The organism is Dactylosporangium sp. NBC_01737 (assembly GCF_035963215.1).
Classification (GTDB): Bacteria; Actinomycetota; Actinomycetes; order Mycobacteriales; family Micromonosporaceae; genus Dactylosporangium.
The window spans coordinates 1873088-1895323 of sequence record NZ_CP109153.1; the positions used below are offsets into that span (position 1 = coordinate 1873088).

The 22236-nt window shown below is 69.3% G+C and carries 21 protein-coding genes, 1 pseudogene and 1 riboswitch; of the genes and pseudogenes, 12 read left to right on the forward strand and 10 right to left on the reverse strand.

The window, feature by feature from the left end; translation table 11 throughout:
- The first annotated feature begins 302 nt into the window (after positions 1-302).
- Entirely contained in the window at positions 303-860 is a 558-nt protein-coding gene (locus OHA72_RS08115; RefSeq protein WP_327007218.1) for a hypothetical protein, read from the forward strand.
- A gap of 94 nt (positions 861-954) precedes the next feature.
- On the opposite strand, the gene OHA72_RS08120 is transcribed toward OHA72_RS08115, so the two are convergent.
- From OHA72_RS08120 to dnaA, 5 genes are all read right to left on the reverse strand, one after another.
- The gene (locus OHA72_RS08120; RefSeq protein WP_327007219.1) at positions 955-1494 is read right to left on the reverse strand and encodes a DciA family protein; all 540 of its coding nucleotides are present in this window, start codon (positions 1492-1494) and stop codon (positions 955-957) included.
- Positions 1487-2629 (reverse strand): DNA replication/repair protein RecF, encoded by a 1143-nt coding sequence (gene recF / locus OHA72_RS08125; RefSeq protein ID WP_327007220.1) that lies wholly within the window; start codon positions 2627-2629, stop codon positions 1487-1489. Before recF ends, OHA72_RS08120 begins: the two co-directional genes overlap by 8 nt.
- A 2-nt stretch (positions 2630-2631) precedes the next feature.
- Positions 2632-3504, reverse strand: a complete 873-nt coding sequence (gnd, locus tag OHA72_RS08130; RefSeq protein WP_327007221.1) for a phosphogluconate dehydrogenase (NAD(+)-dependent, decarboxylating) — start codon at positions 3502-3504, stop codon at positions 2632-2634.
- Positions 3505-3522: 18 nt separating this feature from the next.
- On the reverse strand, positions 3523-4653 hold the full coding sequence (gene dnaN / locus OHA72_RS08135; RefSeq protein WP_327007222.1) for a DNA polymerase III subunit beta: 1131 nt from the start codon (positions 4651-4653) through the stop codon (positions 3523-3525).
- 967 nt (positions 4654-5620) lie between these two features.
- A complete protein-coding gene (gene dnaA, locus OHA72_RS08140) occupies positions 5621-7504 on the reverse strand; it encodes a chromosomal replication initiator protein DnaA (protein WP_442788537.1) in 1884 nt (627 codons plus the stop codon).
- Positions 7505-7898: 394 nt separating this feature from the next.
- Between dnaA and rpmH the strand changes: the two genes are divergently transcribed.
- The 11 genes and pseudogenes from rpmH (at position 7899) to OHA72_RS08195 (ending at position 17932) form a co-directional block, all read left to right on the forward strand.
- The gene (gene rpmH / locus OHA72_RS08145) at positions 7899-8045 is read left to right on the forward strand and encodes a 50S ribosomal protein L34 (protein ID WP_203849339.1); all 147 of its coding nucleotides are present in this window, start codon (positions 7899-7901) and stop codon (positions 8043-8045) included.
- A gap of 26 nt (positions 8046-8071) precedes the next feature.
- Positions 8072-8578 (forward strand): ribonuclease P protein component, encoded by a 507-nt coding sequence (gene rnpA / locus OHA72_RS08150; protein ID WP_327007224.1) that lies wholly within the window; start codon positions 8072-8074, stop codon positions 8576-8578.
- A pseudogene (yidD, locus tag OHA72_RS08155) lies at positions 8575-8846 on the forward strand (membrane protein insertion efficiency factor YidD). Before rnpA ends, yidD begins: the two are co-directional and overlap by 4 nt.
- An 11-nt stretch (positions 8847-8857) precedes the next feature.
- A complete protein-coding gene (gene yidC / locus OHA72_RS08160) occupies positions 8858-9904 on the forward strand; it encodes a membrane protein insertase YidC (RefSeq protein ID WP_327011504.1) in 1047 nt (348 codons plus the stop codon).
- A gap of 115 nt (positions 9905-10019) precedes the next feature.
- Positions 10020-10667: a Jag family protein gene (locus tag OHA72_RS08165; protein WP_327007225.1), complete on the forward strand. Its 648-nt coding sequence runs from the start codon at positions 10020-10022 to the stop codon at positions 10665-10667.
- A gap of 961 nt (positions 10668-11628) precedes the next feature.
- A riboswitch (ZMP/ZTP riboswitch) is annotated at positions 11629-11713 on the forward strand.
- A gap of 12 nt (positions 11714-11725) precedes the next feature.
- Positions 11726-12592 (forward strand): bifunctional 5,10-methylenetetrahydrofolate dehydrogenase/5,10-methenyltetrahydrofolate cyclohydrolase, encoded by an 867-nt coding sequence (locus tag OHA72_RS08170; RefSeq protein ID WP_327007226.1) that lies wholly within the window; start codon positions 11726-11728, stop codon positions 12590-12592.
- Between the two features lie 87 nt (positions 12593-12679).
- The gene (rsmG, locus tag OHA72_RS08175) at positions 12680-13357 is read left to right on the forward strand and encodes a 16S rRNA (guanine(527)-N(7))-methyltransferase RsmG (protein WP_327007227.1); all 678 of its coding nucleotides are present in this window, start codon (positions 12680-12682) and stop codon (positions 13355-13357) included.
- 361 nt (positions 13358-13718) lie between these two features.
- Positions 13719-15023 carry a ParA family protein gene (locus OHA72_RS08180; protein ID WP_442788704.1) on the forward strand — a complete coding sequence of 435 codons (1305 nt, stop codon included), beginning with the start codon at positions 13719-13721 and terminating at the stop codon, positions 15021-15023.
- A complete protein-coding gene (locus OHA72_RS08185; protein ID WP_327007228.1) occupies positions 15020-16063 on the forward strand; it encodes a ParB/RepB/Spo0J family partition protein in 1044 nt (347 codons plus the stop codon). Before OHA72_RS08180 ends, OHA72_RS08185 begins: the two co-directional genes overlap by 4 nt.
- Positions 16064-16351: 288 nt before the next feature.
- Positions 16352-17104 carry a hypothetical protein gene (locus OHA72_RS08190; protein ID WP_327011506.1) on the forward strand — a complete coding sequence of 251 codons (753 nt, stop codon included), beginning with the start codon at positions 16352-16354 and terminating at the stop codon, positions 17102-17104.
- Positions 17105-17254: 150 nt separating this feature from the next.
- A complete protein-coding gene (locus tag OHA72_RS08195) occupies positions 17255-17932 on the forward strand; it encodes a GNAT family N-acetyltransferase (protein WP_327007229.1) in 678 nt (225 codons plus the stop codon).
- A gap of 49 nt (positions 17933-17981) precedes the next feature.
- Here OHA72_RS08195 and OHA72_RS08200 read toward each other — a convergent pair whose 3' ends face one another.
- The 5 genes from OHA72_RS08200 to sigM all read right to left on the reverse strand — a co-directional run bounded on the left by OHA72_RS08200 (position 17982) and on the right by sigM (position 22213).
- A complete protein-coding gene (locus OHA72_RS08200) occupies positions 17982-19151 on the reverse strand; it encodes an N-acetylmuramoyl-L-alanine amidase (RefSeq protein WP_327007230.1) in 1170 nt (389 codons plus the stop codon).
- Between the two features lie 136 nt (positions 19152-19287).
- The gene (gene trxA / locus OHA72_RS08205; protein ID WP_327007231.1) at positions 19288-19623 is read right to left on the reverse strand and encodes a thioredoxin; all 336 of its coding nucleotides are present in this window, start codon (positions 19621-19623) and stop codon (positions 19288-19290) included.
- A 24-nt stretch (positions 19624-19647) separates the two neighbouring features.
- A complete protein-coding gene (gene trxB / locus OHA72_RS08210; RefSeq protein WP_327007232.1) occupies positions 19648-20574 on the reverse strand; it encodes a thioredoxin-disulfide reductase in 927 nt (308 codons plus the stop codon).
- Positions 20575-20672: 98 nt separating this feature from the next.
- The gene (locus OHA72_RS08215; RefSeq protein ID WP_327007233.1) at positions 20673-21575 is read right to left on the reverse strand and encodes an RsmA family anti-sigma factor; all 903 of its coding nucleotides are present in this window, start codon (positions 21573-21575) and stop codon (positions 20673-20675) included.
- A complete protein-coding gene (sigM, locus tag OHA72_RS08220; protein WP_442788538.1) occupies positions 21572-22213 on the reverse strand; it encodes an RNA polymerase sigma factor SigM in 642 nt (213 codons plus the stop codon). The genes OHA72_RS08215 and sigM overlap by 4 nt, the downstream gene beginning before the upstream one ends.
- Positions 22214-22236: the final 23 nt, after the last annotated feature.

Genomic DNA, 22236 nt, shown 5'->3' on the forward strand with positions numbered 1-22236 from the left:
GCGGACCCGTGCACGCGGGATGTGTCGGCTGGTTCTCAGAGCCTTCGCTCCTGCCGCAATCCTACTGTGCGCGTGCGACATTTTCGCATCGGGACGGCACTGTAGTCCCCGTAGCGGCCCGAACGGTGCGGGTTGAAGGTCCCCCTACGCGGAAGGGGGTCCGGCGGGCGATGACGGGCGGCACGGCGAGCGCCGCGAGGCGGTCACCGGGTTCGGCACCTGCGGGGGTCGCGCAAGCGGCCGTTCGTGCCGTATGTTCCCCGCCGCGGGGGCGGGGCAAGTGTGAGAGCGAGGGGTCCGCGATGGGGTTGGACAACGTCGCCGTGCAGTGGCCGCGCACCGGACGGTTTTACGACCCGGTGGCGCCGGCCGAGTTCGTCGACTTCGCCGGGTTGGCAGAGAAGCTGCCGCTGCATGCGGGGCCGGCCGCGGCGCTGGCGGACCACGTGGCGAAGACCGGCACGGTGCGCGTGACCGGCTACACGGAGCTGGTCGATCTGCTCTTCGGGCTCAACGGGGTGCTGTTCGCCACCGATGCGGCCGCCGAGGACGAGGATCCGGTGATCAGCCCCGACGACTGTGCCTGGATCGCCGGCGGCCTCGAGCGCTTCGTCAACGGCCACCAGGAGTTCGGCGACGAGATCACGTTCGAGACAGTGAGCACGGTGCTGCGCCGGGCGCTCGAAGGGTCACGCCTGGCAGAACAGCAGCTGCGGTGGCTGCAGAGCCGCCTGGACGCGCTGCGCGACGACACTGGCAACGCGCCGCAGTGGAGCTACACGATCGCCGAGCTCGACGTGCTCGCGAAGTTCTACCGCCGCTGCGCCAACCGCGGGTTCGCCGTCTACGCCGACTTCTAGAAGGAGCCGTCTACGCCGACTTCTCGAAGGAGCCGTCTACGCCGACTTCTCGAAGGAGCCGCCCACGCCGGCTCCAAGGCGGTCAGCCGGGCGGTCAGCCGTAGGTGTCGCGCGGGCCCCGCCCGCGCACCCGCATCGGCCCGCGGCTCCACGACGGCGTGCTCGGCCCCTGGATGTGCAGCTTCTTGACGACGTTGTGACCGACCTCACCCGCGATGCGGGCGATGAGCCGGCCGGCGAGCATCCGCAGCTGCGTGGCCCACGCCGTCGACTCCGCCTCGACGGTCAGCTCGCCGTCCTCCAGCTTGATCGGCCGGCAGTGTGCGGCGATGTCGGCGCCGACGACCCGCTCCCACTCCCCGAACACGGTCGCCTCGGCCTTCGGCTTCTGCCAGCCGCGCGCCTTCATCATCCGCTCCAGCAGCGTGCCGAACGGCTGCGGATCCCTCGGGTCGGGCCCCGGTCCCGTGTAGCCCCGCCGCCGGCGCGGCTCCCCGGTCGCCGGATCCGTGGCGGCCTTGCGGCGCGGCTGCGCCCTGCGTTTGGCGAGGGCGGCCTCGACCGCGGCGCGTGCCAGCTCCGGGCCGCTCCTCTCAGCGCCCGCGGAATCGCCGGGTGACACTGTTTCAGCCACGTCGCACTTCGCCTCCGCCTACCTCGTACCGGGTGCCGCGCAGCGAACGCGGCACGTCGTCGTCGACCGCACAGGTGACGATGACCTGACTCGCGCCGCTGACCAGCTCGGCCAGCCGCTCCCGGCGACCCACGTCAAGCTCGGCGAACACGTCGTCCAGCACCAGCACCGGCTCCACGCCGTCGTCCCGCAGCAGATCGTAGGCCGCCAACCGCAGCGCGAGCGCATACGACCAGGACTCGCCGTGACTGGCGTACCCCTTCGCGGGCAGCTCGCCCAACGTCAGCGTCAGCTCGTCACGGTGCGGGCCGACCAATGTCACCCCGCGCTCGACCTCCTGCTTGCGGGCCTCCGCGAGCGCGGCCAGCAGGGCCTGCTCGATGCCGGCCCGTCCGGAGGGCTCGAGGTCGGACTGCGCCGGCAGCGAAAACGACGGGCTGTAGGCGATCTTGGCGTCGGACCGGCTGGCGCTGACCGCCGCGTACGCCTTCGCCACGTGCGGGCCGAGCGCGGCGACCAGGTCGAGCCGGGCGCGGACCAGCTGCGCACCGTGCTGCGCGAGATGGGTGTCCCACACGTCGAGGGTCGACAGGTCCCCGCCGCGGTTGCCGCCGGTCTTGCGGGCCAGGTATGCACTGCGCAGCAACGCGTTGCGCTGCTTGAGCACCCGGTCGTAGTCGGAGCGCACCCCGGCGAAGCGCGGCTGCCTGGCCACCAGCAGCTCGTCGAGCATCCGCCGGCGCTCGCCCGGATCGCCGCGGATCAGCGACAGATCCTCCGGCGCGAAAAGCACAAGCTTCAGTGCGCCCAGGATGTCGCGGGTACGGGTCACCGGCGAGCGGCCCAGCCGCGCCTTGTTGGCCTTGCCGGGCTCGATCGACAGCTCCACGAGCAGCTCACGCTCGTCGTGGACGACGGCGCAGCGGACCACCGCGCGGCTCGTGCCGAACCGGACCAGCGGCGCGTCGGTCGCAACCCGGTGCGATTCGAGGCTTGCCACATAAGCGAGGGCCTCGACCAGGTTGGTCTTGCCGACGCCGTTGGGGCCCACGAGCACGCACGCCCCGGGCCCGAACTCGACGACGACCCGCTCGTAACTGCGGAAGTCGACGAGCTCGAGACCCCGGACGTACAAACTCAGTCCTTCTTGACCGCGTGGCCGCCGAACTGGTTGCGCAGCGCGGCCACGGCCTTCATCGCCGGCGAGTCGTCCTGCCGCGACGCGAACCGGGCGAACAGCGACGCCGCGATCACGTTCATCGGCACGGCCAGCCGGATGGCCTCCTCGACCGTCCAGCGGCCCTCACCGGTGTCGTCGGCGTAGCCACGCAGGCCGTCGAGGTTGGGGTCCTCATCGAGGGCCCGGTCCATCAGGTCCAGCAGCCACGACTGCACGACGGAACCGGCCCGCCACGACTTGAACACCTCGGGGATGTTCTCGACGTATTCGGAGGCCTCGAGCAGCTCGTAGCCTTCGGCATAGGCGTGCATCATGCCGTACTCGATGCCGTTGTGGACCATCTTCGCGTAGTGACCGGCGCCGACGGGGCCGGCGTGTGCGAAGCCGAACTCGCCCTCGGGCTTGAGCCCCTGGAAGATCGGCATGCAGTGCTCGACGTGCTTCTTGTCGCCGCCGACCATCAGTGCGTAGCCGTTGGTGCGGCCCCAGACACCGCCGGAGACGCCGACGTCGACGTAGCCGAGGCCCTTCGTCGCCAGCCGCTCGGCCCGCGGGCGGTCGTTGCTGAAGCGCGAGTTGCCACCGTCGATGACGATGTCGCCCGAGGACAGCAGGCCGGCGAGCTCGTCGATGGTCGGCTCCGTGTACTGCACCGGAACCATGATCCACACCACGCGCGGCGCGGCGAGCTTCTCGACCAGCTCTTTGAGGGACGACACGTCGGTGACGTCCGGGTGGTGGTCGTAGCCGATGACCTCGTGGCCGGCGGCCCGAAGCCGCTCGCGCATGTTGAAGCCCATCCTGCCCAGGCCGATGAGACCGAGCTGCATTTCTGGTGCCTCCGAAACTCAGCTGCCGATGCGAACCGGCATGATCAAGTACCAGTATCCAGGGACGATTTCTCCATCATCCTTGGCCGGGGACATGACCGCAGGCTTCTTCGGGTCAGTGAAGGACAGCACGGCGATCGGAGCGTCGAGCGCCTTCAGGCCGTCCAGCAGATATTGATGGTTGAAGGCGATCGTCATCGGCTCGCCCTCATACGCACAGTCCATCGCCTCGCTGGCCCGCGCGTCCTCGCTGCCGCTGGCCTCGACCACGAGACCGTCGGCGCTGAACGACAACCGCACCGGGGTGGACCGCTCGGCGACCAGGCCGACGCGCCGGACCACCTCGTTGAGGGCGGAGACCCGGATCCTGGCCTGGGCGTTGTGCGTGTCGGGCAGCAGCGCCCGCACCTTCGGGAAGTCGCCGTCGAGCAGCCGGGACGTGGTGCGCCGGGTGCCACCGGCGAAACCGATCATCCCCTCGCCGAGCTTGCCCCGGGACAACGCGACCGACACCAGACCACCGACCGGCCCGAGCGTCTTCGCGGTGTCGTCGAGGGTCCGCGCCGGAACGAGCGCGGCGAGGCTGACGTCGGGCTCGTCCGGCCGCCACTCGAGCTCGCGCACGGCGAGTCGGTAGCGGTCGGTGGCGAGCAGGGTCAGCTTGGTGCCCTCGAGCTCGATCCGCACGCCGGTCAGCATCGGCAGCGTGTCGTCCCTGCCGGCGGCGATCGCCACCTGCGAGACGGCACCGGCAAACGTGGCCGCGTCGACCGTGCCTGCCAGCTCTGGCATCTCCGGCAGCGTCGGATAGTCCTCGACGGGCATCGTCGGCAGGGTGAACCGGGCACTGCCGCACGTGATCTCGACGTGCGACCCCACCGCGGCGACGTCGACCGGCTTGGCCGGCAACGACTTAGTGATCTCCGCGAGCAGCCGCCCGGAGACGAGCGTCGCGCCGTCGGCGTCCGCCTGGACCTCGACGGTCACCTGGCTGGACACCTCGTAGTCGAAGCCGGACACCTGAAGGCGGCCGTCACCGACTCTGAGCAGAACACCGGCAAGCACCGGCACAGAAGGGCGGCTGGGCAGACTCTTGGCTGTCCAGGCGACGGCATCGGCGAGCGCGTCGCGCTCGACTCGGAACTTCATCGCGGTCCTCCCGCGTCGTCTCGTCTCAAGCGTGGTGCTGCATCGAACCTTAGGGCTTCCACGACGGTGCCGTGCACCGACCCCTCCAAATTTCGAACCGAGAACTTATCCACTTGCTGATGATTGCTTTTTTCTCTCTTTTAAAGAGATTTACTTCGTAGTCATAGGTGTTGTGGATTCTGTGGACAACCCTCGTTCTAGCAGGTCAGACCACTTATGTCTCTGGGTATGGACTGTGTATAACCACCTGTGTACAAGGTTGTGGATTGTGGATAAGCGGATTTCCACAGGCGTTGTCCACCGGCTATCCACCGGTCTTCCACAGGGTTCGTCCACGATCTGGGGATAACTCGTCCCGAGCCACCATCACTTTCCGTTGGTGCTGCGATCACTCTTCGGATGGGTCCACAGTCCTTCCACATGTCGTCCCCAGAAGTTATCCACAGACTGTGGACAGCGCCTGTGAACAACGCGTAGCCATCCGGTCACTTGTCACCGATCAGTGGCCGAGCGTGTTCAAGAGTTGGCACAAACGACGTTATCCACAGGCCGTGTCCACACCCCCTGTGGGAATCGCAAGTACACCCCTCGAGGACGTATGCACCCAGCCTGTGGACTACCTGGGGACGGGGTTGTGGAAAACGTATGGGCATAAGCGCCTGGATCCCAGCTCGACGGCCTGTGGAAACGGTGGACAACCCGGTCCGTCCACAGCCTGTGGTCAACACCGGTGGATAGTGCATTTCAGACATATAGCTGTGTATAACTTTTTTACCCACAGAGATGCCCACAGGGATATCCACAGACCCCGTTGGTGAGCAGTGTTCACGTCGTGGGTTGTGCACAGCCGGCGCGCCTCCGGCGGATGCCCCTTCGCCGTCGCCTGAGTCGGCGAAGGAGCCCAAACGCAACATGGGCCGGACAGGCTGACTGCGCCCGTCGCGGCCCACAGAGGGCTCAGAGACCCCTACGTCGTCTGCTTGATGCGGTTCGTCAGCTCCGCGATCTGGTTGTAGAGCGAGCGCCGCTCCGCCATCTGCTGCCGGATCTTGCGGTCGGCGTGCATGACCGTGGTGTGGTCCCGGCCGCCGAACGCCTGGCCGATGCGGGGCAGGGACAGGTCGGTCAGCTCGCGGCACAGGTACATGGCGACCTGGCGCGCGTTGACGAGCACCCGCGACCGGCTGTGCCCCCGCAGGTCCTCCAGGCTGACCCCGAAGTAGTCCGCAGTCGACGCCATGATCTGGTCCGCGGTGATCTCCGGCCCGGAGCCGTCCGGGATGAAGTCCCGCAGCACCTCCTCGGCCAGCCCGAGTTCGACCGGCGCACGGGTCAGGTTCGCGAACGCCGTGACGCGGATCAGCGCGCCCTCCAGCTCCCGGATCGACGAAGCGACCCGCGAGGCGATGAACTCCAGCACGTCCGGCGGCGCGAACAGCCGCTCCTGTGCCGCCTTCTTCTGCAGGATCGCGATACGGGTCTCGAGGTCCGGCGGCTGGATGTCGGCGAGCAGGCCCCACTCGAACCGGGTCCGCAGACGGTCCTCGAGCGTCGCCAGCTGCCGCGGCGAGCGGTCGGAGCTGATCACGATCTGCTTGTTGGCGTTGTGGAGGGTGTTGAAGGTGTGGAAGAACTCCTCCTGCGTCCGCTCGCGCGTCTCCAGGAACTGGATGTCGTCGATCAGGAGGATGTCGACGTCGCGGTACCGCCGCTGGAACGCCTGTGTCTTATCGTCCCGCAGCGAGTTGATGAAGTCGTTGGTGAACTCCTCCGTCGACACGTACCGCACGAACCGGGCGTTGCCGAGCATCGTGGCGTACTGGCCGATGGCGTGCAGCAGGTGCGTCTTGCCCAGCCCGGAGTCGCCGTAGATGAACAGCGGGTTGTACGCCTTGGCCGGCGACTCGGCCACGGCGACCGACGCGGCGTGCGCGAAGCGGTTCGAGGAGCCGATGACGAAGGTCTCAAAGGTGTACTTGGGATTCAGCCTGTTGCCGGCCGAGTCCCCCGCGGGAGTCTGCGCGCTGCGCCGGTCGTCGCGGCCGGTGCCGGGGTTGGACGGCGGGCGGGGCGGCAGGGGGTCCTCGTCCTGCTGCGGAGAGCGGCGCAGCCGTTCGTCGCGGGCGGCCTCGAACGCGGTGCCGGAGTGCTCGGTCCGCTCCGCCGGTGCCCAGTTCGTGTCCGTCGGCAGGTCGAACAGGCGGTCGCTGCCCTCGCGGGCGGTCGGCGGCTGCTGCCCGCCGTGCGAGTTGCCGTGGTTCGGCGACTGCTGGCCCTGGTTGGGCTGCTGTCCCTGAGGGCCGCGCTGTCCGGACTGGTCGTGCTGCCCGTGCTGCGGCTGGAACGGCTGCTGCTGATATTGCGGCGGCTGTTGGTACTGGGGCTGCTGATAGTGCGGTTGCTGGTATTGCGGCTGCCCCTGGTACGGGGGCGCAGAGGTCGGCTCGGTCAGCTGGCCGGCGGTGCCGTTGGACCAGTGCGAGGCGGACGGCGCCGGCAGCGGCGGTGCGTCCTCCGGCGGCCGGACCGTGACGGCGACCTGGATCGCCCGGCCGAGGAGCCTGGACAGCGCCTCGGTGATCACGGGGCGCAGGCGCGACTCGATGACGTCGCGGGTGAACGCGTCAGGCACGGAGAGCAGCGCGGTGTCCTCGACGATGGCCCGTAGCCTCGTCAGCCGCAGATAGGCACGCTGTTGCGCCGAGACGATCTCGTCTGCGAGTTCGTCCGTCGCCGCATGCCACACCGCTGCGAGGTCGGTGTCAGTCACCGTTCGCGCACCCCCATCGTCGCCCCCACCGCGAGTGGACCGTGCGCCGGAAGTTCCGCCCGTCCCGGCCCCATTGTCCACAGGTTTTCCACAACCTGTGTATCAACGAGTCATGTGCCGTGGACGGATCGTCCTGATTCCCTCTCGCCCCGTGTCGACCTGGCGGTGTTCGACCGAGCTGTGGAGGTTTTGCAGGTCGGATGCGGTGCCATGCCCCCTGTGGCGCATCCGATTGGTTGCGGAAAGTCCTTTGTGTCCCGTTGCCGGTCGTCGCGGTGTCTACCGGCAACCGGGCACGTTAACAGCGTTGTCCACAACCACTCAACCGTTGTCCACAAGCAACCTGTGGATTTCGGGGCGTTCCTAGCCATCGTTGACGGTCTGTAGGGCCGCGCGTACCCTGGTTCGGCTGGGGAAGCTTTCCCTGATAAACTCCAGTGACCAGCCCTACGCCGCTACGAAGACGGAGCCCGACGTGAGCAAGCGCACCTTCCAGCCGAACAACCGCCGGCGCGCGAAGACCCACGGTTTCCGGCTGCGCATGCGCACCCGTGCCGGCCGTTCGATCCTGTCGGCGCGCCGCGCCAAGGGGCGCGACCGCCTGGCGGCCGGCTCGGCCTGAGCCGACGCGGCCCTCCGGGAGGCAGCGTGCTTGCGGCCGCTCAGCGTCTGCGGCGGCGTGAAGACTTCGCCGCCACCATTCGCAACGGTCGCCGCGCCGGTCGCGGAGCCCTCGTGGTGCATTTCCTGCAGTCGACCATCGAGCCGGCGCCAGCAGATCAACCATCTGCACGCGCCGGCTTCGTCGTGTCTGCGTCGGTGAGTCCCGATCTGGCCGACGCGGCCGCACCCGATGCGGTCGCGGGTGACTCGGGGGCCGACGGGGTAACCAGCAGTGGTGACGCGGGTGCCGTGCCCGCGCGGGCCGGCTTCGTCGTGTCGAAGGCCGTCGGCAACGCCGTCGTCCGAAACCTGGTGAAGCGACGCCTTCGTCACCTGATCCGATCGCACATGGCCGCACTGCCTTCAGCTTCGATGATCGTCGTCCGTGCACTGCCCGCCTCTGCCTCGGCGAGCTTCGAGGACCTCGGCCGTGACCTTGAAACAGCATTGACGGCCGCGCGCCGTCCCAAGAGCCGGGAGGGACGTCGATGAACGTCGGAGCCCGGGTCGTTGCCGCTCCCATCGTCGCGTACCGTCGTTGGATAAGCCCGGCGTTGCCGGCGCGTTGTCGGTTCTACCCGTCGTGCAGCGCTTATGCCCTGGAGGCGGTCGGCACTCACGGCGCGATCCGGGGAATCGGTCTCGCGACCTGGCGGCTGCTGCGCTGCCACCCATTCCACCCCGGTGGGTTCGATCCGGTGCCACCGCGCCGGGGAGTCTCGCCCGAGCCCGAGTCGACGTGACTGGAGCAGTGTCGTGATTAGCAAGCTGATGGGCGGGATCTACTGGCTGATCTCGCAGGTGATGCTGTTCTGGCACACCGTGTGGGACAAGGTCGTGCCCGACCACCGCACGCTCGGCACCAACTGGCAGTGGGTTCTCGCGATCGTCTTCCTGGTGATCTCGGTCCGCGTCGTGTTGTTCCCGATCTTCGTGAAGCAGATCAAGTCGCAGCGTGCGATGCAGGCGATCCAGCCGAAGATGAAAGAGCTGCAGGAGAAGCACAAGGGCGACCGGGAGACCCTCCAGAAGGAGGTCATGAAGCTCTACCAGGAGGAGAAGGTCAACCCGCTCATGGGCTGCCTTCCGATGTTCCTGCAGATCCCCGTCTTCATCGGCCTCCTGCACGTGCTGCGCCACCTCAAGCCCGGCACCTCCGACCACCAGATGGAGCTGTACGGCTGGAGCATCCCGGAGTTCATGGGTGCGGTCGACGCCCGGCTCTTCGACGCCCCCATCGTCGCCAAGTTCAGCAGCAGCGCCTCGGACCTCGCCAAGATCGAGGCCAACTCGACCACCGTCAAGATTGTCGCCGCCCTCCTGGTCGCGCTGATGATCTCGACGACCTACCTGACCCAGCGTCAGATGATTATGAAGACGGGCTGGAACACCGACCCGCAGCAGCGCATGATCCAGAAGTTCATGCTCTACGGCATCCCGTTCTTCACCCTGACCTCCGGCTGGTACTTCCCCATCGGTGTCATCATCTACTGGGTCACCAACAACGCGATCACCCTCGGGCAGCAGTACTGGGTCCTGCACAAGTACCCGCCGCCGCCGAGCGCCTCCGCGAACACGACCCCGTACAAGGGCGGCGCCAAGGCGGGCACCACGTCCCTGACCAAGGGCGGCGCCCCGGCGGCCAAGCCGGCCGGCGGCTTCCGGGCCATGCTGAGCAAGGCCAAGGACGACGCCGCGGCGCAGCAGGCGGCAGCGGCCGCAGCGAAGCAGACCAACGGCCGGGCGCTCGCCCCGAAGCCCGGCGCCAAGCCGATCAACCCGAAGAAGGGTGGCGCCGCGAAGCGGCAGTCGGGTTGATGCGACCACGCCGGTCCCACCCCTCACCCCGGGACCGGCGAGCGGGCGCTCCCTGTGCACCACCACCCCTCACCGACGACCTGTGACGGCGCCTCGGCGCCCCAAACAAGCGGAGATGAGTTTCGTGACCGACACCACCAGTGATCTCGACGCGCGCGGCACCAAGGGCGACGCTCTGGATCAGGACGCCAACCTCGAAGAGGTCGAGGACGGCGACGACGCCGGCGAAGGCGAAGGCGACGGCGACGCCACGCCGGCAGCCGCCGGCGGCAACGGCCGAGCGGCGGCCGACCTGTTCCGGGAGAGCGAGATTGCGGCCGACTACGTCGAGGGCCTTCTCGACATCCTCGACTACGACGGCGACATCGACGAGCTCGTCGTCAGCGGCCGTCCCGTCGTCGAGGTCGTCGAGGGCGGCGACGGCTCCGGCCGCCGCCTCCAGGCGCTCGTCGGCCAGCGCGGCGCCACCCTTGAGGCGCTGCAGGAGCTGAGCCGCCTCGCGGTCTTCCGGCAGACGGGCTCCCCCAGCCGTCTCCTCCTCGACGTCGGCGGCTACCGGGCCCTGCGCCGCAAGGAGCTCGGCGCGATCGCCAAGAACGCCGCCGAGAAGGTGAAGGAATACGGCGAGGCCGTCAGGCTCGAGCCGATGAGCGCCTTCGAGCGCAAGTGCGTCCACGACGTCATCAACGCGCTCCCGGGCGTGGAGAGCGAGTCGGAAGGCGTCGAGCCGGCCCGCCGGATCGTGGTCCGCCCGGTCGCCTGACGACTCCCGCAACCAGCCGTCGCTGTTCCGCTGTTCCCGTTCTGCCGTTGGCGGGGCGTCCCTCAGGGGGCGCCCCGCCTTCGTCCGTCCGACCCCGCGAGCACGGGCAGCGGGTGCCCGATCGCTCCGCTCTGCGCCCACCCTGTTCGTAAGCGCGACGACCCGGTCGTGGACGGCGACGCTGACGGCCTGACCTCGCCTGCCCCCGGACCGGCCCGCCCGCCCCCCCTCGTGATCGACGGCTCGTTCTGGCCGTTCCGATGACCAGGCGGCGACTTCGATCACGGGCGAAAGAATCCGACAAGGAGTGCGCCCAATCGCGTCGGCTCCGCCCCGGTCGCGTCGGCCGGTTGCGTCGGCCGGTCGCGTCGGCCGGTCGCGTCGGCCGGTCGCGTCGGCCGGTCGCGTCGGCTGGATCGGCGTCGTGCTTTGGCGGTTCGTGATCGAAGGTCGGATCTGGCCGCCGGGGCGGCCCGCACGCGACTTTTGATCAGCGACCGGTGCGTCGACCGCGTCATTCTGTGGGGGCGCGCCGGGTGGCCGGGGTTGCCAGTGATCACGGAATTTCGGTGGATCAGTGGTGGCACGGTAGTTCCGTGGTCATGTGTGATGCGGACTTTGACGGTCGGCTCCATTGCGCCGAGCGGCTCGTCCGCGTCGTGAACGAAGGACGGATCCGGCCGGCGGGGCGACCACGCGGCGACTTCGATCACGAGAGGCAGGATCTGCAGCGCGGCGGCGGGCACGCGATCGCGCCGACGTCGGCGCCGCGCCGTTCTTGCGAGGCTCCTCGTGATCGAAGGCTCGTCCTGGCCGCCCCCGCGACCACGGGACGACTTCGATCACGGAGATCACGGAGATCACGGAGATCACGGAGATTGGGGGCACTGCGCAAGGCGGTGATCCGGGCGGCGTGGGCTTTGTCCCCGCGTGGGCGGGCGGCTCGGGGATCGGGGACAATGGAGACAGACGCGACTGGCGGCACCAGGATGGGACGGACCATCGGGGAGCTCGAGTAGTGAGGGTCGACCGCCTGGGTCCTCACGTCGAGGAGTCGTATGTCCACGACCACTGCCGTACTCCTGCCCGGCGCCCCCGTGGCCGAGCAGATCCTGGCCGACGTCGCCACCCGCGTCGCCGCGCTCCGCGCCCGCGGTGTCGTCCCGTCGCTCGCGACGATTCTTGTCGGCGACGACGATGCGAGCGCCGGGTACATCCGCATCAAGCAGCGCCAAGCGGCGGAGCTCGGGTTCGCGTCGCCGCACGAGCACCTGCCCGCCGACACCACGCAGGATGAGCTGCACGCCGTCATTGACAGGTTCAACGCGGATCCCGATGTGCACGGTCTGCTCATCCAGTATCCGACGCCGAAGCACCTCGACTACGACGTGGCCCTGCAGCGCGTCGACCCGGACATGGACGTCGACGGCATGCACCCGCTGAACCTGGGGCGTCTCGCGGCCGGCATGCCCGGACCGCTCCCCTGCACGCCCGCCGGCATCGAGGCGCTCCTCGCGCACTACGAGATTCCCGTCAGCGGGCGGGAGGTCGTGATCCTCGGACGCGGCGCGACCCTGGGCCGGCCGCTCGCGATGCTGCTCTCGCAGAAGCGGCCGACGGCCAACGCCGCCGTCACGGTCGTGCACACCGGTGTCGCCGATTGGCCGCGGTACACCCAGCGGGCCGACATTCTCATCGCCGCCGCCGGTGTGCCGGGCATCATCCAGCCCGAGCACGTGAAGCCCGGTGCCGTTGTCATCGGTGGCGGCGTCCGGTACGAGGGTCGCCGGCTTCTGCCCGACGTCGACGAGTCCTGTGCCGAGGTGGCCGGTGCCATCACGCCGCGCGTCGGCGGGGTGGGTCCCACCACCGTGGCCATGCTCTTCCGCAACGCCGTCGCGGCTGCCGAGCGACGTTTCACGTGAAACATGGGTCCCGGGCCGCACAGCAGTAGCGGCCCGGGACTGCCCTCGCGGGCCGGCGGGCGGGGCGAGCGTGATTTGCTTGACCGTATGGATGGTGCTGTTCCGCAAGAGGTGCTGCCCGCCGCCGAGAAGGTGTTCGGCGATCGGCTTCCGTTGGCTGAGCGGTTCGCTCAGTTGCTCGTCACCGACGGGGTGATCAGAGGGCTGATCGGGCCGCGGGAAGCGCCGCGGATCTGGGAACGGCACATGCTCAACTGCGCCGTCCTCGGCGATTTGATTCAGTCGGACGCCACGGTCGTCGACGTCGGCTCCGGCGCCGGGCTGCCCGGTATGGTGCTGGCAGTGGCTCGTCCCGACCTGTTCGTCACGTTGGTCGAGCCGCTCGCACGACGTACCGCGTTCCTTTCCGAAGCGGTGACGGCGCTCGGCCTAGAGCGGACCACCGTGGTCCGGGCGCGGGCAGAGGAGTGCGTCGGGAAGCTCCCCCTCGCCGATGTCGTCACCGCCAGAGCAGTCGCACCACTGGACCGGCTTGCCGGTTGGTGTCTCCCCCTCACCGCCGTTGGTGGGCGACTGCTTGCGCTTAAGGGAGCTTCCGCCGCGGCAGAGATCGCCGAGCACGCGGAGGCCCTGAGCCGGCTCGGCGCGGGTGCGCCGTCGGTACACCTGTGCGGGGACGCCGTCCTCGCCGAGCCGACGACAGTCGTCGAGATCGTGCGGGAACGGGAAATCGCGCAGCGCCGGAAAGGCAAGCGCGGGCGGTAAACCCGGGGGCGGGCCGAGAGCGTCCCCGGATACGGGGGAACGCGGGGGTTCGACGATGGACATCAGGAACTGTGGCAGCGGCTGGCCGATGGCGCCGGCGAAACGACTCGGCGGTCTTCTCCGCCGAGTCGACGGCTTTTTGGTCTTCTTGCGGCCGGGTGAGAGTGACAAGACCGACGACGCGCCGATGAGCCATAGCTCAGGCCGCCTGTGCGCCGTAGGCTGGCCGCGCGCCGTTCTTGCGTTCCCGGCGCCGGTCACCGCGGCCAATCAAGACCTCGTGTCGGGCGGTGCTCCGGAGGTGGGCACCGCGTCGCTGACGGCCGGCAGTGCACATCTTTCCGAGCAGGACGGGACTGACATGGTGCGCGACAGCGGTGATAACCCGGACTACGGCGACGCCGGCCCTCATGTTTCACGTGAAACGAGGGCTGGCGAGGCGGCACGCAACGGCGAGGGAATAGAGGGCTGGGGGGTCCGTCCGCCCGCTCGACCCGTCCCTCAACCGCGGGCTGAGAATCCTGCCGATACGACACGCGGCGCCACGGTGGAGTTTCGCGGCAGCGGGCGGGTCGATCGTGCAACTACCGGTACTGTTTACGGCCGGGGCGGAAAACCGGTCGTGCCCAAAGCCGATTCACAATCCGCTGCAGACGAAGCGAAAGCCGAGACGAGAGCCGACATGAGGTCCGAGCGACGGAGTACTCCGTCCCCCCGGCCACACCCGTCCGTCGTCACCGCGGATACCGAGGGCGCAATGACTGACGCGTACGTTTCACGTGAAACCGAAGACCCCCCGCTCGCACAGGAGGCCAAGCGCGCCGTGGAGATCCTCAACCCGAGCGGGGAGATCACCATGCCCCGCCCACCACGGCGGCGCACCATGTGCGTGGCAAACCAGAAGGGCGGGGTGGGGAAGACCACCACGGCGGTCAACATCGCCGTCGCCCTGGCGCTGCACGGCAACCGCGTCCTGGTGATCGACCTCGACCCGCAGGGCAACGCCTCCACCGGTCTCAACGTCCCACACCACTCCGGTGTACCGGACGTCTACGACTGCCTGATCGACGGCGCACCGCTCGACGCGGTGACCCAACAGGTCGAGGGCATCCCGAACCTGTGGGCCGTCCCCGCGACGATCGACCTCGCCGGCGCCGAGATCGAACTGGTCTCCGTCGTCGCCCGTGAGTCGCGCCTGAAGCGGGCCATCGAGGCCGGCGGGAGCGACTACGACTACATCTTCATCGACTGCCCGCCGTCGCTCGGCCTGCTCACGGTCAACGCGCTCGTCGCCGCCGAGGAGGTCCTGATCCCGATCCAGTGCGAGTACTACGCGCTGGAGGGTGTGCAGGCCCTCACGAACAACATCGAGCTCGTCCGGTCGCACCTGAACCCGAAGCTCGACATCTCGACGGTGCTGCTGACGATGTACGACCGGCGCACGCGGCTCGCCGACCTCGTCGAGCAGGACGTGCGGAACCACTTCGGCCCGAAGTGCCTGAACGCGGTCATCCCCCGCAACGTCCGGGTGTCCGAGGCGCCGAGCTACAGCCAGTCCGTGATGACGTACGACCCGGGCTCCCGCGGTGCGGTGAGCTACTTCGAGGCGGCGCAGGAGATCGCGCTGCGCGGTGCGCAAGACGCGCAGGTTGGAGGAGTGGCATGAAGTCGAACCGACGTGGAGGTCTCGGACGAGGGCTCGGTGCCCTCATCCCCACCGCCGCGCCGGCCGAGACCGGGGCGGGCGGCACCGCCACCGCGCTGGCGACTCCCCCGGCCGCGACCGACTCCCCCACGAACGGCGTGACTGCCGCTCCGGTGGAGCAGCTCGCCCCGGTCCCCGGCGCGCGCTTCGCCGAGATCTCGGTGACCTCGATCGTGCCGAACCCGAAGCAGCCCCGGCAGGTCTTCGACGACGAGGCGATCGAGGAGCTGAAAACCTCGATCCAGGAGGTCGGCTTCCTCCAGCCGATCGTCGTCCGCGAGCTCCCCGAGCCGATCGAGGCCGAAGGCGACGAGGGCGACGCGGGCGTCACGAAGAAGTACGAGCTCGTCATGGGCGAGCGTCGCTGGCGCGCCGCCCAGGCGCTCGGCAAGGACGTCATCCCGGCGATCGTCCGGGAAACCCGTGACGACGCGATGCTCCGCGACGCACTCCTCGAGAACATCCACCGCGCCAACCTCAACCCGCTGGAAGAGGCGGCCGCGTATCAGCAGCTCCTCGAAGAGTTCGGCGCGACGCACGAGGAACTGGCCCGGCGCATCGGCCGGAGCCGTCCGCAGATCTCCAACACGATCCGGCTGCTGAACCTCCCCGCACAGGTGCAGCGCCGGGTTGCGGCGGGTGTGCTCTCCGCCGGGCACGCCCGCGCACTGCTGGGACTCGACAGCTCCGAGGAGCAGGAGACGCTCGCGCACCGCATCGTCGCCGAAGGGCTGTCGGTCCGGGCCACCGAGGAGATGGTCTCGCTCGCGGTGTCCGAGGGCGCCACGGCGAAGAAGGCCGCGCCGCAGCGTCGCGCCAAGCCGCACGCGCCGGCGCTGTCCGATCTCGCGGACCGGCTCTCGGACCGGTTCGACACCCGGGTCAAGGTCGACATCGGTCAGCGCAAGGGACGGATCACGATCGAGTTCGCGACCGTCGACGACCTCGAGCGGATCGTCGGGATCATCGGCGTCGACCAGCGAGGCCAGCGGGAGCAGTAACGCCAGCACCGACAGGGCCAACGGGAGCAGCTGCGCCGTACCGCCGCGAAAAGCCGAATCAGAACGGCCGGACCCAAAAGTCCGGCCGTTTCGCTTTGCTCTCAGGATGGCGCTGAGCGAACTTTATCCACAGGGGTTATCCACAGGTTCGCCGTTTCACGTGAAACCACGTGGTAGAGGGCTTGGGTGCCTGTGGACGAAGGTCCAGATGGGTGCACTGCCCACAGGGTGCGGACACCGGCGCCGCGTTCGGCTAGGGTCGGGCACGTGCCCGAGACGCCATCGCAGCTGCCCTCGTTTACTTATTGGCCGACGTTCCCTTTCGAGGGTGACCTCCGGGTGAAGCGCCTGCTCGACCCCGTGCCGATCGAGCCGCCGCGGCACGGCGACAACCCGGCCGAGTGCCGGGCGTGCGGGGCGCCGGACGAGGCGTACATCTGGGTGAGTGACCGGTGGCGCGTGCGCAGCCTCGACCGGCCGACCGGGCTCCCGGCCGTGTTGATCCTCGAGTCGCGGTCGCACCTGGACCTCGGCGACCTGCCGAACATGCTCGCCGCCGAGCTGGGTGTGATGACCGTGCGGCTGGAGCGGGCGATCCGTTCTCTCGACGGCGTCGCGCGGGTCCACGTGAACCGGTGGGGCGACGGCGCGGCGCATCTCCATCTGTGGTTCCTGGCGCGACCGTATGGACGCCTGCAGTTGCAGGGCACGTTCCTCGCGCTGTGGGACGACATCCTGCCGCCGATCCCGGAGGACCAGTGGCGGGAAAACCTGGCGCTGGTCGCCGCATGGCTGGCGGAGTTCGGCGGCCGGCCGCTTGCCGAGCCCCCGCGGATCAACTGGACGGCGCCGGCGAGGTTCCGCGAGGAGGCCCGGACCGTCGATCCGGACGCCGCGCTCGGCGACGCAGGGATACACGTGGAACCACCGGAGCCGGCCGCCAGCGCTCCGGCCGACGACGGCGCGAGCACCGACAAGGCTGCCGGCGAGGAGCCGAAAACGCCGACGTTGACGAAGGAAAAGACGCCGGACACACCGTGATGCAACCGCGTCGCGCGGTGCTGGTGAGGACGATGAGCGGCACCGGGCGAGCAAGATGAGGAACTCTGACCGGATGACTCCCACCGCCGCTGATGGGTGCGTACCATCATGACGGTTGACCGAACGTAAGCAGCGCGCGGAGATGGGCCAATGTCGCGACGTCTCGTAAGTCTGACGCTTGACACTCTCGAGGATCTGCCTCGATCGTGCCGCGCCTGCGTTTTCTGGGAGTTGGATCCGGTCGCGGCCGACCGGGCCTGTGCCAACGGCGACCCGGGCCTCGAGAAGGAGGCCTGGGTGTCGCAGACGCTGCTCGAGTGGGGCTCCTGCGGCAAGCTGGTCTACGTCGACGGCATGCCGGCCGGGTTCGTGATGTTCGCGCCCCCGGCGTACGTGCCTCGTTCGATGGCGTTCCCGACGTCGCCGGTCTCCCCCGACGCGGTGCTGCTGATGACGGCGCACGTGGTGCAGCCGTTCGCCGACGGCGGGTTGGGCCGGATGCTCGTCCAGGGCGTCGCGCGGGACCTGACGAAGCGCGGCGTGAAGGCGATCGAGGCGTTCGGCGACGCGAAGTTCGGCGAGGTCGACGAGGCCGGCCGCAACGAGCGGGGCTGCCTCGCTCCTGCGGACTTCTTCACGTCGATCGGGTTCAAGACGGTCCGCCCGCACCCGCGCTATCCCAGGCTCCGCCTGGAGCTGCGCACGGCGCTGTCGTGGAAGTCGGACGTGGAGTACGCGTTGGAGAAGCTGCTCGGGTCGATGAGCCCCGAGTCGCTGCTGCGGCCGGTCCTGCCGGTGCGTCCGGCGACACGGAGCATGCAGCCCTGAGACCCGCACGCAAAAGGGGCCCCGGACGGGGCCCCTTTTGCTGTAGCGGTCAGATCGAGTTGGAGTTGGTCAGCGCCCGCAGCAGGCTCACGTCGATCGAGCCCGTCGGCACGTCGGCCTCGACCGGCAGGTACATCCGCTGCACCGCGGCCATCATGGCCTCGACGACCCGCTCACGGAACGCGGGGTCGATGAGCCGCTCCCGGTCCGACGGCGACGTCAGGTAGCCCACGTCGACCCGAACCGCGGGCATCCGGCTGAGCCGCAGCAGCTCCCAGGTCTTCGCGTGCGTCTGGCAGTCGCGCAGGCCGGTGCGCACGACGATCTCGCGCTGGACGAGCTTCGCGAGCCGCTCGCCCACGATGGACGTCGGGCCGGAGACGGTGCCGTAGTGATACGTGGCGACGCCCTCGGCCTCCGGGTTGCGGTAGCCGTCGAGGTGGATCGAGATCAGCAGGTCGGCGCCGAGCTCGTTGGCCAGCTGAACCCGGTCACGGTCACTGAGAGCCGCTGCGGGCTGCGGACCCCTGGTGAGGTTCACCCGCATGCCCGCGGCCGCCAGACGGCCTTCCAGGCGGGCTGCGAGGTCATATACGAGGTCGGCCTCCGCCCACCGGAGCGGTCCGTCGGGCACGACGTGCCCGGTGTCGGGTCCGCCGTGGCCCGGGTCGATGACGATGCGCTTGCCCAGCAGTGTCGGACCCGAGTCGCGGAACGTCTCCGCCTCGCGCAGCAGCTGCGGCCGGCCACCGATGACCTTGCGCCCGAGCCGCCGGAGCGCGCCCACGGTCGCCGGTCCGCACTCGCCGTCGGGGCGCAGGCCGACCTCGCGCTGGAACTGGGCGACCGCGTGCGCGGTGCGGCTGCCATAGATGCCGTCGGCGCGGCCGGGGTTGAAGCCCATCTCCAGCAGGCGCTCCTGCAACTGCCGGACGTCATCGCCGATGTACGGGTCGCCGACGGTGTGGAACAGCGCCCGCTGACCGAGCCGCCAGCGTGCCGCGTCCAGCGACCGCCAGGTCTCGTCGCCGACCTCACCGTCGACGGTCAGGCCATGGCTCTGCTGGAACGCGCGGACCGCACGCTCCGTGTCGGCGTCGAACTCGGGATCGGCGTCAAACCCGGGGGAAGGAGCGTCGACCAGCAGGTCCAGCACGACAAGAATGCTGCGGATCTCGGCTACTGCCGCTCCCCGCGCCCCGCGCCGGATTGCCCGCATGTGGTCCTCCTGAAAATGCCTGCGAATGCACCGCAGCGTACCGCTCACGGCTCAGGGACGCGTCATCACGCGGCCTTTGTACAAAACGCGCCCCGCCTTGGCTGAAGGCGGGGCGCGTCAATGCTTGTAGCTGAGCTCAGGCTGGCTCGAGCGCCGACTCGATGAGGCGCACCAGCGCGCTCTTCGGGCTCGCGCCGACGACCGACCGGAACGGCTCGCCGTCCTTGAATACGGTGAGCGTGGGGACGGAGAGCACCTGGTAGGCACGGGCCGTCTCCGGGTTGCTGTCGATGTCGACCTTGACGATCTTCACCTTGTCGGCGAGGTCACCGAGGGCGATCTCGTTGAGCATCGTCTCGATCTTCCGGCACGGCTGGCACCACTCAGCCCAGAAGTCCACCAAAACCGGAATTTCGGATTTGAGGACGTCAGCCTCGAAGGTCTTGTCGCTGACCGGCTGGATGGCTCCCATACGCACTCCCTCTACCTGTTGAAACTACAGCGTCGCGATGTAGCGCTCGGCGTCCAACGCCGCCGCGCAGCCGGTGCCGGAGGCCGTGATCGCCTGCCGGTAGGTGTGGTCGACCAGGTCGCCGGCGGCGAAGACGCCCTCGACGTTGGTGCGCGTGCTCGGCGCGGCCACCTTCACGTAGCCGGCGTCGTCCAGCTCGACCTGCCCGCGGAACAGGTCGCTGCGCGGGTCATGGCCGATCGCCACAAACACGCCGGCGACCTCGAGGTTGGTCTCCTCGCCGGTGTTGACGTCCTGCACCCGCAGGCCGCCGACGCGGCCGCCGCGGTCGAGGACCTCGGTCACCACGCTGTTCCACCGGACGTTGATCTTCTCGTTGGTGAGCGCCCGCTCCGCCATGATCTTGCTGGCGCGGAACGAATCCCGCCGGTGCACGATAGTCACCGACTTGGCGAACCGGGTGAGGAACGTCGCCTCCTCCATCGCCGAGTCACCACCGCCGACGACCACGATGTCCTCGTTACGGAAGAAGAAACCGTCACAGGTGGCACAGGAGGACACGCCCCGCCCGAGCAGCTCCTGCTCACCCGGGACGGAGAGCGGGCGCCAGGCGGAGCCGGTGGCCAGGATGACGGCGTGGGCACGGTATTCGGTCTCGCCGACCCACACGCGCTTCACGGGGCCTTCCAGCGCCACCCGGGTCGCGTCGTCGGTGATGAACTCGGCCCCGAAGTGCTCGGCCTGCTTGCGCATGTTGTCCATGAGCTCGGGGCCGAGGATGCCGTCGGGGAAGCCGGGGTAGTTCTCCACCTCGGTGGTCGTCATCAGCGCCCCACCGGAGGTGACGCCTTCGATCACCAGCGGCTTGAGGTTGGCCCGGGCCGCATAGACGGCAGCCGTGTACCCGGCGGGGCCGGACCCCACGATGATCAGGTTGCGGACCTCGTCCACTGTCGACTCCTCGAGTTAAGCCTGTGCCAGCAAAACGTCATCCTACGAACCGATGATTCCCGTTGCGGGGTGACGCGTGTGCCACATCACCACTACGGTCAGGCAATACCGCGGTAGAGCTCGTCGGCGATCGCCCCGCCGATCCCGCAGTCCGGCCCGACGGCGACGACCAGGCGTTTGCCGGCGCCGAGCCGCGTGCCGTCGACGATGACGACCAGGGCCGGCCGCCCCTCGAAACGGGCGTAGTCGACCAGTGCCACCTGTCCACCGTATTCCCCGACCACCGCGTTGAGGCAGGCGGCCCTGGCCTGAGGATCTTGCAGGCGGCGCAGCTCCTCGGGCACGGGGTTGGGCTTCGCGGACTTGCTCTGGTCGGTGGCGGCCCCGCTGCCTTCGCCGGCCATCATCGCCGCCGGAGGCGAGCCCTGTGCCAGCTGTCCGACCGTGCCAGGCCCGTAGTCCTGCCCGGAGGCCACCAGCGCTGCGTCGGCCCGTGCGGACGCCCTGGTGCCCCCTGAGGCGGTGGACGGTGCCGCCTGTGGTGCGGCCTCGCCCTTGCCGCCGTCGGCGGAGGAGGTGGCGGTGTCACGCTTGGCGTTCTGGCCGTCGAAGACCACGGACACGCCGATGCCGCCGCAGATCAGCACGGCGGCCGCGGTGGCCAGGCCGACCGTCCACCGCTGCAGGCGCTGCCTGCGTGCCGCCCGGGCCCGGGCGAGATCCAGCACCGGGGCGTCCGGCGCCGGTGCGACCACGGCGGCCTGCAGCGCGGCGTTCAGCCGGTGCTCGACATCCACCGGCATGGGCAGCCGCTCGGCCCCCAGCGCGGTCAGCTCGTCGCGGACGGCGACCTCGGCGGTCACCAGGGCGCCATAGGCCTCGGCCCAGCCGTCGTCGGTGCTGACCAGGCGGCGGACCTCGTCGGCCTCCGGCGTGCCGTCCAGCGCCCCACCGACGAAGTCGGCGAGCAGGTCGAAGTCGGCGTCGGAGAATGTCGTCACGAGCCGCCCTCCTTCCTGGTCGCTGCCGCCCCGGTCGCTGCCTCGGCGCTGTTCGGTGATGGGACGCCGCCACTGCCGACAGGGTTCCGCAGGTGGCCGAGCATCACAGCGAGGCGGGCGCGGCCGCGTGCACACCTGCTCTTGATGGTGCCCTCCGCGACGCCCAGGATCACGGCGGCCTCGGCCACCGAATACCCCTGGACGTCGACGAGCACGAGCGCGGAACGCTGCTCGACGCCGAGTTGCTGCAGCGCCTGCTGCACGTCCATGGCGGTGTCGCGGTCGGTGACCGGCGCGGGTGTGATGTCGGTCTCGGGCAGCGGCACGGTCGGCCTCGACTGCCGGCGCCGGATGCGGTCGAGGCACGCGTTGACCACGATGCGGTGCAGCCACGTCGTGACGGCCGACTCGCCCCTGAAGTTGCCGGCGGCACGGAATGCCGACAGCAGCGCGTCCTGCAGGGCGTCCGCGGCCTCCTCGCGGTCGCCGAGGGTGCGCAGCGCGACCGCCCACAGCCGGTCCCGGTGCCGCCGGACGATCTCGGCGAACGCGTTGGGGTCGCCCGCGGCGTGGGCGTGCAGCAGGGCGGTGTCATCCGGCGTTTCACGCACGCCTGGCTCCGCCTCCACGGCTGGCACCTTATCGACCGCGAGCGACTTGT